The sequence below is a fragment of the Thalassolituus sp. UBA2009 genome (assembly GCF_002335285.1).
Taxonomy (GTDB): Bacteria; Pseudomonadota; Gammaproteobacteria; order Pseudomonadales; family Oceanobacteraceae; genus Venatoribacter; species Venatoribacter alkanivorans.
This window is the reverse complement of sequence record NZ_DDCJ01000095.1, coordinates 21,066-21,812: the sequence shown is the minus strand read 5'-3', so window position 1 is coordinate 21,812 and position 747 is coordinate 21,066. Positions and strand designations below refer to the sequence as shown.

The following is a 747-nucleotide window of genomic DNA, read 5'->3' as shown; positions in this document are numbered from 1 at the left end:
GCGACAACAATTTTCCCTGCTCACCGGTTTGCTGGTTGTTATTTTACTGGCTGGTAATCTGCTGGTGATGGTTATGAATGGCCGTGATTATTTTCAGCAGCAGCTGAATGCCCGGGCTTATGATGCGGCGACTTCTCTGGCTTTATCCATGTCTCAGGTAGCGGCTGATGACGAGGTGCAGTTAACCCGTCTGATGGATGTGCTGTTTGACCGTGGTTTTTTTGCAGAGATCGAATTGCAGCGGGTCGACGATGAGCCCATCTATCGCCGCAGCCGCGATACGCCGGGGGATTTACCAGCACCGCGCTGGTTTATGCATTGGGTCGGGCTGGAAATGATTCCGGCGGAAGCGGATGTTACCCGTCAGTGGCAGCGTCTGGGAACTGTACGTGTTGTCAGTCACAGTGATTTTGCTTACCGCGATTTGTGGGCGATGGTGCGCGCCGAGCTGATCTGGTTCTCGTGGGTGCTGGTGATTACGCTGGTTCTGTTGCAGTTGCTGCTGAACTGGCTGTTCCGGCCGTTGGTACGGGTCGAGCGTCAGGCGCTGGCCATCTGTGAACGGCAGTGGCAGGTACAGACCGAGATTCCGCGCCCACGTGAGCTGCGGCGCATGGTTCTGGCGATGAACAAAATGGTGCAGAAGCTGCAAAGCATTTTCACCGAACAATCGGCGATGACAGAGCAACTGCGGGCTGAGTCGTTTAACGATAATGTCAGCGGCTTGCTTAACCGTCGTGGCTTTGA

1 protein-coding gene is annotated in these 747 nt (G+C 55.0%); it reads left to right on the top strand.

Annotated elements, in window-relative coordinates; genetic code table 11:
• Window positions 1–747: LapD/MoxY N-terminal periplasmic domain-containing protein (locus tag B3P58_RS11850; protein ID WP_286717704.1), on the top strand; the 747-nt coding region annotated here is incomplete at both ends.